The following is an 8,894-nucleotide window of genomic DNA, read 5'->3' on the forward strand; positions in this document are numbered from 1 at the left end:
CTACCGGTTTCTCATCATCTTCTTCCTCAGCGACTGGTACACTGGCCTCAGCCGGTTTCATTTCATCCTCCTCTACCGCTGGCGCCTCCTCTGCTGATGGGGCAACTTCCTCCAAAGGAGATAACTCTTCGAGCGATTCTTCCTCACCCATCGGCACGACCTGCTCCTCCGCTTCCGGCTCCGGTTCCGGCTCCGCTTCCGGCTCCGCTTCCGGCTCCGGTTCTGACTGGGCAGCTTCTTCTTCCTGAGGTTTTTCTTCCTCAGCCGGAACTACCTCAACAGGCGCCGCAGTGACGGCTGATGGCAATTTGACCTTCCGGTCAGAGGAAATAGTCGCGAGCAACCTGCGCAACAGACGCAGCGAAACCTTAAATTCATCGTCCGAGCCGAGTCCAAAAAGACGCTTACCTAAAGAATTACCACTCTCATTACCACTGGCCTGCCAGAAGATCATTCCGGAGTTGACATCAACTAGGCGCAGTGTCAATGCCAATTCCGGATATGAGTTCTGCCCGCGCTGGACAATACCGGCCTGATCGATTGATCCCATCATCAAGGCCTGAACATTAAGGCGCTGCCCTATTCTCTTGATGACCCCTGCATCCATGGGGGCCTTGCTCAAATCAACCGCCTCCTCACGAAAGGCGCTGTCAACCAAGCCCTTATCCACCACATCATACAAACCCTGAGACAAAATTTCGGTAATGGCTATCCCCCGGACCCGCTCAGGAGCATACTGCTCCTTAGTATTATTCTCAAACGGCGCTACCGCCACCTTAAGCACATGGGTCAAATCCACTTCGTCCCGCAGGAACGATTCCATTGTGCTCTTACTCCCACAACCTGAGAGAATAGAAACTGCCAGGATGAAAAAGAAGTATCGTTTATACAAGGTCATTGTGATCGCTCTCCAAATCGTATCGTCATGAACTAATCAAGCTGTAGGAAGAAAAAAATTCCCTTAAAAATTGGTAAACCGGGTATTGACCCGACTGACAACATTCCACTCGTCAGACACTCCACCCCATAGAATCGCGCCACTGGTCATCATGGACAGATACCGGGTAATGGACCAGCGCCAATCAATCGCTGATATATTGGAAGTCTCCGGCGCAAACTCCCGCCGCTGGGTCAACGACAGTTGCATAGTGTCAGTCAAACCAACATCAACACTAGCTGAGGCGGTGGTGGCATCGTCCACACCCCATGAACCATTAATATTACCACGCAAAGCCAGAATATCGGTGAAACGCCAGGTCATGATTGCATCAGAGGCAATGGTTGATCCCTGCCCCGATGTATCACTCACCATAATAGACCAATCTGCTACCAAGCCGGGCACCAACCGGGCAATAAGCCCCACTCGGGTGGATACCGTCTCAGCTTGATTATCGTACAACAGATTATCGCTCTGGGTAACATTAAAATTGAGGCGTCCATTGAGATCCCGATAGAGTTCCGCTATAAACTGAAGGGTATAATTATGGCTGATCGACGTTTTAGTAACGCCCTCATAATACTCAGAAAGAGTGACCCCGACCATTGAATCAACTGAGGGGATGGTGGGAAAACCAACGCTGACCCCATACCCGCGCGTCTCATCATCGATACTTTCGGTTCTCTGCCGGCTGTTCTGGTTGCCACTGACCCGCACTGACCAGTCCGGGTTTGGGTTCCAGCTCAATCCGGAAGAAACCCCGGTGGAAGTCATATCGTAGCCTGCCGAGTTTTCATTCTTCATGTAAGCAACATTAGAGGTAAGCTGTAAATCTGACCTCAATTGCAGGTTCATACTGGCATTGGTCTGATAGGTGTCGTAGGTATTGTTAAGCGCTACGGTTGAACTGCTGGCTGCAATCGCCTGAAATGCTTCAATCTCAGTAAAATTAACCGCTGTAATCGCCGGGTCGTTAACCGCCACCAGTTTCACAAACTCCTTAACCTGGGGAGGAATAACAAACTCAAACCGTTTCTCGAACGTATTATAGACACCTGAAATAGAGGTCTGAACCAAGACCCAATCAATATTATTGTTACTCGTATAAAGATCCCAGGTAAACTGGGCAGAAATTGCTGTGGAAAGGGCTGTCTCCGTGTACAGATAGATTCGGTCGATCTGTTGAAAATTTATCCTAAGCCCTATATTCATAGGATGGACAGGATTGTTAACAGTAACCGCCACACCGTCCCGATCCCCATCAGTCAAAGCTCCATTGACAGAGAGGGTTACAGGATTAGGGACCGCCTCCCCGTGATAGGCAGAAACAGAAACAGGAAGTAGGGCAAAACCACCCACCACCCGAGCCAAGGAATCAGTCTTGACATTGGCGATCTGCTGAGAGAGAGACACCGAACCCTTACCCTGCCAGAAAGAGGCATCGGTTTCTATCCGGGCCAACTGATCCTTGGTCTGGTGTTCATTACCAAAAATCTGATTACTGGATTCGGAGGTGTTATACCGATAAAATACCCGCGCCAACAAGAGATCCCAATCCAGACTTGCTCCTTGGTTAGTCGACTCTGCATCCAATAAGGACGGCGTCAGTGAGTCTTGCTGCCAATTCTGATTAAAATTGAGGTTCACCCCAGGAAGCCACCACACCTGCCGCCCCCAAGCAGAATTCCAGTTAGCAGCCAAAGAGCGGTTGCTCCGGTCTCCGTGGACACTGTCGCTGAACTCTTCGTTGGCAGTTCCAGAGAGGTTAAAAAAAAAGATATCGTTATTGATCAGGTAGGAGAGCGAAGGGATCACATTCTGGCGGGTCGAATCAAAATCGCTTCGACTGGTAGCGCGAAGGGTGGTGTCCATGGACATCAACTCGGTCAGGTCATGCCGGGCAGAATAATCGGCGGTGTAAGCCTCAGCCAGATGCCCTGCACGCTCGCTTGAGTCCTGATAGGTCCAATCAGCGGAAAGCGCCATGGGGCCGGCATGGACTTCAGAGAACGACACATCCCCCAGCCAGAACAGCACAAGTTGCATACAGCAGACATGTTTTTTCCTGAAACGCATCAATCCGGCTACCACCGTCAAGATTCAACATTTTGATTTTGCTTACCATTTACTATTTACCAACTAAGCGGCAGAAGGCAAGAGAGAATCATAATATAATAAAAAACCCCAGGCATATTCTGTCTGGGGTTTCGGCACTCACATCATCCCACTAATTATGGTGTATCCTTGGTCGTATGACAGGCAAAACAGCCTGTTGTATTTGCCCCGGCACCAGCATCCATAAGAGTATAATCCCACCGTAAAGCCGCATCATTTGGCCCGGCATGGGCATAGTGACAGGACAGACACATAACGATCCGTTCATTCGCACTCTCAACAGTAAAATTATTCAAGGCTCCTGTTGCAAGGCTTGTTGCCACGGGCACTGCAGCCTTATAGGTAGCATAGCCCGCATACTCGCCCGTGAGCGGCATTGAAAAATCGACCGGGTGCCGCAGCCAAGGACTCCCGATAGTTGCGCCATCTAAACCATCCGTTGCCGCATCGTTGCCACTATGAAACAGGCCGTGACATTCAGCACAGAAAAAACTCATGGTGTTGGTTCCCGTGGTAGCCGTGGTATCCGCAGCCCCTGCCGCCCTGTTGGCGCCGATATAGACATTATGAGTTAATGCTGTTTCATACTCATAGTCTAGATCTTCTCCCCCGGCGATACCATAAAGAAACCGATAACTTTCCCCCAGTGTACCACCATCAATGACATCGGCTAAACCAGTTGCATTAGCGTGATGCATCGCAGCGGCTACCCCATCATGTCGACCATGACAGCCATAGGTCCCGGCACATGTCAGCCTGTTTGCCCCTCCCCAGGCATCGGGCACTTGCTGGCCAGCAGCTTGAGGACCAGCCGCAGTAGTTGCATAATCTGCCTTCCAGCCCGGAGGATCTGCTGCAAATGCGGGGAGGCCATCAGCCGCCAAAACACCTTCAACCGGATTATGCCCTTTTCTGTCGTTCCCTCCAGCTGCTCTGACATAATAAAAATTTCCCCCTGCCAGCATATCGCCTGGAGCTGCCACGTCAGGATATATAAATGGAGTTGCCCCTCCAACATTATCCCCCTTGTGGCATCCAAGACACCCTCCGGTGAGCAGGTAGTCTCCAGGTGTCGAGGTAATGCCTAGTTTACTGGCATGCATGACATGGCAGTTAGCACAAGGCCCATCAACCGCTGATGCGGTAAGAGGCATCAGCAAGAGCGCTGTCATAAACACCCCCATTATTACTCGAATCATTGATGCTAACTTCATCCATCACCTCCCAAAATTAAAAGATTCCCCAATCAACAACTCAAAAAATCACCTCATCATTACTAGCAACTAATATATAGTTTATATATTAGTCACACTTTTTCACAAATGACAATACTTTCTGATAAATAGCAAAAAAAATCCATGGTTTCCCCCCCCTTAGCCTTAAGGATTCTCCGGACTCACTTGCTGCTGATCACTCTTCACAGGCTGAGCCTGCCAGAGCGTGGACGGTCTCTCTGGAAAATCAGACACTGTCACCCCAAAAACCTGAGCCCGCTGATTAAATAAATCCGCCACCACCACCTGCCCTTGACGGCCCACAACAATATCGACAGGATAGTTAAACCACCCAGCACTCCAACCCAGGCCCCCAAACTCAAAACGGAAGGCGCCGGTAAAATCATAAATCAACACGGTGTGCCGCATATAATCAACGACATAGATACATTTATTCTTTTCGTCAATGGCCAGGGCTCGAGGACGACTCAACTTCCCCTCCGCCCCACCTTTAGTACCAAAGGCAAAAAGGTAGTTGCCTTGTGGATCAAAGACATAGGTTTTCGAGGTTTCCTCGCTCAGCAGAAAGAGATTGCCCAGGCTATCAACAGCGACGTTCCTGATCTTGGCCGTCTTTCCTTGCTGGTCGGCGCCATAAGCCTGATACACGCCTCCCGAGCCGACAGGGACCATCAACCACCGAGAAAAACTACCATCAGCAGACAGCATCAACACCCTTGATGACTCCAAGCCGGTCAAGTATATGGCGCCATCCTTACCAACAGCAATATGAGCAGGAAAGAAATTGGTGATATCAGGCACCCCGGCCAAGCTAATCTCCTTAACCGGCAAAAAAGCGGAATTGATCATTGTCAAACGCGGTGATTGACCTGGACCTCCACTCTGAGGTATCAGAATATTACCCTCGCTGGTAAACACTCCATCCACCGGGGTATTGATTCCCCGCCCCTTACCCAAGGACTCCTGAGGAAAAAAGTCTGGCCCATAAACAATAATCTGACCATCTCCACCGTTAAGCACATAGAGTTCATCGGCTCGTGAATCAAAAAAAAGACCGGACGGCATCCTGAGATGGTCGCCTCGGTCATCTGTGGTGAGAACTGTCACCACCTCATAAGAAAATTCCTCTCTTGCTGCCGCGTCCGCTCCTTTAGCGTCCTCATCGGCTAAAACCCAGGCCGGGCTGACACAAAACATGCTGAGAATCAGACACAAAAAAACCGCGCTCCGTTGCCATCGAACCAGAACCAAGAGCATCATCACCTTATTCATCCTCTACCATCCATAGCCTGAAGGATCCAACGAACAGCGGCCATGAGATCCTCGGCAACATACGCTGGCTGAACTGTTTGAAACGGACCGATATGTTGATTATCACCACGTCCGTATCCGGTGAGCACCAGCACCCCCTGTGCCCCGCAGGCGGCGGCTGCCTTCAAGTCGGACCACCTATCGCCAACAACAAAAGATCTGGACAGATCAAGACCATGCTCCTCTGCAGCGCTCATAAACAAGCCCGTTTTGGGTTTCCGGCACTGACAGGCCAAACGATAGCGCTCTTCCTTGGCCTCCGGATGGTGGGGGCAGATGTAGATGCCATCAAGATGGGCGCCCTCCGCCTGCAGCCGTTGGACCATAACTTCATGAACCACATCCAATAAGGCCTCAGGGAAATAGCCCCGAGCCAATCCGGACTGATTGGTGGTGACGATGACCGGAATCTCTCGTTGGTTCAAAAGACGAATCGCCTCAGCCACCCCCGGAAGCAGGTGAAAGCGGGAAAGATGGTTGATATAGCCCATCTGTTCGTTGATGGTTCCGTCCCGATCAAGAAAAACTGCTGCTTTATTCATATATATAAATGTTAGATGTAGTGTTTAAGGATACAGGGAGCTACCGCTAAAACCGCCCTTCGGCTCCGCTCAGGGAACAGTTTTTTTCACCATCGTTCCCTTGAGCGGAACCGAAGGGGCGAAGCCCCATATTTAACAATTTTCATAATTGCTCAGGTTATCGGTTATCGGTTAGAGATCCCTACAAATGGATTATTACTAATACATATCAGCAACATAGAATGATTTACTACATCTGTTACTCTGTTAACCGTAAACCGGTAACTGATCACCGTCAACCTGGGTAGTCACCAATTTTCCATTCATTATTGTATACAATCACCAAAACTACGATACCTTAAAGTGGCACATTCTGGCAAACAGCAAATAATCAAAGACCAAGCATCAGCTCAGCTATTGACTTTTTTTTTAAGTTAATTCCTCCTTGACCCTTGAAATACCGTACTACAAGTGGTAAATGTAGCTGTTTCAAAATTCACACATCCTTAATCAATGCCACTGGTGCCCGTTTCGGGTTGGCAGCAAGGATGGAGGACTAACCAAAATCGCAAGGAGATCCACCATGTCCCACATTACCATGAAAGAGATGTTGATTGCCGGCCTGCACTTTGGCCACCAGACACGGCGCTGGAACCCCAAGATGAAGCCATATATCTTCGGTGCCCGCAACAAGATTTACATCATCAACCTGGACAAAACTCTGCCCATGTTCAACTCGGCCTATGATTTCATCGCCAGCCGGGTTGCAAAAGGGAGCAATGTTCTGTTCGTCGGCACCAAGCAGCAGAGCCAGGACATCATCAAGGAAGAAGCCACCCGTTGCGGCATGCATTTTGTTAATCATCGCTGGCCGGGCGGAATGCTGACCAACTTCCAGACCATCAAGAAAAGTGTCGACCGGATGAAGAACATCGAGGCCATGATCAGCGATGGCACCATCCACCAGTACAAGAAGAAAGAAGCTTTGGGCATGGAAAAAGACCTGGGCAAGCTGGAAAAGACCTTAGGCGGCATCAAGACCATGAAGAATATCCCGGACATTATCTTTGTGGTTGACCCAAGACGTGAAGATATCGCCATTACTGAGGCCAACAAACTCGGGATCCCGGTTGTGGCTATCACCGACACCAACTGCGACCCAACCGGCATCGATTACCTCATCCCCGGCAATGATGACGCCATCCGGGCTATTAAGTTGATCGTTTCCCGCATCGCCGACGCTGTTATCGAAGGCAGCAGCAATCGACAAGCGACAGAAGAGATTACTGATGACAATGTCGAAGTTGTGGCAGAAACTGTTGTCAAGAGCGACGATATCGACGATTGATGAGTGAGAAACCTTGTTAGCCTTATTGCCTGCCACCTATAATAAAACTAACAAGGTTACCATTAAGTCCATTTTATTATTATTGAATAGAAGGTGTTAGACGTGAATATCACAAGCCAGATGGTAAAAGAACGGAGAGACAAAACCAACGCAGGAATGATGGATTGTAAAAAGGCCTTGGCTGAAAATAACGGCGACATGGAAAAGGCCATTGATTTCCTGCGCCAGAAAGGTTTAGCGGTAGCGGCAAAGCGCGCAGACCGCTCCACCAGCGAAGGAACCATTGAAACCTATATTCACAGCGGTAACAAATTAGGGGTCATGATCGAGCTCGGTTGCGAAACAGACTTTGTTGCCAAGACCGACGCCTTCATCGCCTTTGCTAAGGATCTGGCAATGCAGATCGCCGCAACAAACCCCGTCTCAATCAGCCGTGATGATGTCCCGGCTGATGTCTTGCAACGGGAAAAGGATATCTACACCCAACAGGCTATTGATTCAGGAAAACCTGCCAACATCGCCGAAAAGATCGTCGCCGGCAAGATTGACAAGTACTACGCTGAAGTCTGCCTTCTCGAACAGAAGTTCATCAAGGACCAAGATTTGAGCATCCAGGACAAACTTAACGAACTGATCGCCACTATGGGAGAAAATATCTCCGTCAAACGTTACGTTCGGATGCAGGTTGGCGCCTGATTTTCAGATAGCGAATAGCAGTTTCTTCAGACGATACACTCTGCCGCAGCAAAGACATTCTGCGGCAGAGTCCTCTTAATTTTCCTCACGATCATACTGTACGGTCATTGTGACATCCTGGCGATTATTGCCATGACATCAAAGGTAACCCATGCAATCTCAATACAAACGAGTATTGTTAAAGTTAAGCGGCGAAGCGTTGATGGGCAAGGCCTCTTATGGCATCTGCAACGACACCATGCAATTCGTGTCTAATGAAGTAAAAAAACTAGTAGATACAAGGGTGCAGATCGGCTTGGTGGTAGGGGCGGGCAATATTTTTCGCGGCGTTTCCGGGGCATCACAAGGGATGAACCGAGTCTCCGCAGACAATATGGGTATGCTGGCCACAGTCATGAACTCATTGGCTCTTGATAATTTTTTTTCTCAAGCCGGCATCAAAACGAGAGTCCTCTCCAGCATCCCTATGCCCTTGGTTTGCGAATCATACTCACGCCAGCAAGCTGTCCACCATCTTGATAAGGGTCGAGTAGTAATTTTTGCCGCTGGCAGCAGCAACCCCTTCTTCACCACCGACACCGCAGCCGTCCTGCGCGGCCTTGAAATCGGCGCGGAGATCATCTGTAAGGCCACTCGAGTAGATGGTGTCTACGACAGCGATCCATTAAAAAATCCCGCTGCAGTCAAGTTCGACACCCTGACCTATGCTGACGTTCTCGCCCGAAGACTCA

At 49.6% G+C, this 8,894-nt stretch carries 8 protein-coding genes; 3 read left to right on the forward strand and 5 right to left on the reverse strand.

The annotated features are described in order from the left end of the window. The 5 genes from FP815_13740 to FP815_13760 form a co-directional block, all read right to left on the reverse strand. The coding region (locus FP815_13740; GenBank protein ID MBA3015987.1) for a hypothetical protein at window positions 1-898 on the reverse strand (898 nt) is incomplete at its 3' end. 63 nt (window positions 899-961) lie between these two features. Continuing rightward, complete coding sequence (locus FP815_13745; GenBank protein MBA3015988.1) at window positions 962-3,013, reverse strand: hypothetical protein; 2,052 nt, start codon at window positions 3,011-3,013, stop codon at window positions 962-964. Between the two features lie 155 nt (window positions 3,014-3,168). Further along, entirely contained in the window at window positions 3,169-4,266 is a 1,098-nt protein-coding gene (locus FP815_13750; protein ID MBA3015989.1) for a hypothetical protein, read from the reverse strand. Between the two features lie 165 nt (window positions 4,267-4,431). Then, a complete protein-coding gene (locus FP815_13755) occupies window positions 4,432-5,559 on the reverse strand; it encodes a 6-bladed beta-propeller (GenBank protein ID MBA3015990.1) in 1,128 nt (375 codons plus the stop codon). Then, window positions 5,556-6,140: an HAD family hydrolase gene (locus tag FP815_13760; GenBank protein ID MBA3015991.1), complete on the reverse strand. Its 585-nt coding sequence runs from the start codon at window positions 6,138-6,140 to the stop codon at window positions 5,556-5,558. The genes FP815_13755 and FP815_13760 overlap by 4 nt, the downstream gene beginning before the upstream one ends. A gap of 562 nt (window positions 6,141-6,702) precedes the next feature. Here FP815_13760 and rpsB point away from each other — a divergent pair. From rpsB to FP815_13775, 3 genes are all read left to right on the forward strand, one after another. Then, window positions 6,703-7,467: a 30S ribosomal protein S2 gene (gene rpsB / locus FP815_13765; protein MBA3015992.1), complete on the forward strand. Its 765-nt coding sequence runs from the start codon at window positions 6,703-6,705 to the stop codon at window positions 7,465-7,467. A 102-nt stretch (window positions 7,468-7,569) separates the two neighbouring features. Continuing rightward, entirely contained in the window at window positions 7,570-8,163 is a 594-nt protein-coding gene (gene tsf / locus FP815_13770) for a translation elongation factor Ts (protein ID MBA3015993.1), read from the forward strand. A 151-nt stretch (window positions 8,164-8,314) separates the two neighbouring features. Beyond that, window positions 8,315-8,894 (forward strand): UMP kinase (locus tag FP815_13775; GenBank protein ID MBA3015994.1); only part of this gene is annotated, 580 nt, incomplete at its 3' end.

This window comes from Desulfobulbaceae bacterium, from assembly GCA_013792005.1.
Lineage (GTDB): Bacteria > Desulfobacterota > Desulfobulbia > Desulfobulbales > VMSU01 > VMSU01.

What these genes read in the sequence shown, in the direction of transcription:
- FP815_13745 (MBA3015988.1), bottom strand. Translation starts at nt 3,013, where the DNA reads ATGCGTTTCAGGAAAAAACATGTCTGCTGTATGCAACTTGTGCTGTTC.
- FP815_13750 (MBA3015989.1), bottom strand. Translation starts at nt 4,266, where the DNA reads ATGAAGTTAGCATCAATGATTCGAGTAATAATGGGGGTGTTTATGACA.
- FP815_13755 (MBA3015990.1), bottom strand. Translation starts at nt 5,559, where the DNA reads ATGAATAAGGTGATGATGCTCTTGGTTCTGGTTCGATGGCAACGGAGC.
- FP815_13760 (MBA3015991.1), bottom strand. Translation starts at nt 6,140, where the DNA reads ATGAATAAAGCAGCAGTTTTTCTTGATCGGGACGGAACCATCAACGAA.
- rpsB (MBA3015992.1), top strand. Translation starts at nt 6,703, where the DNA reads ATGTCCCACATTACCATGAAAGAGATGTTGATTGCCGGCCTGCACTTT.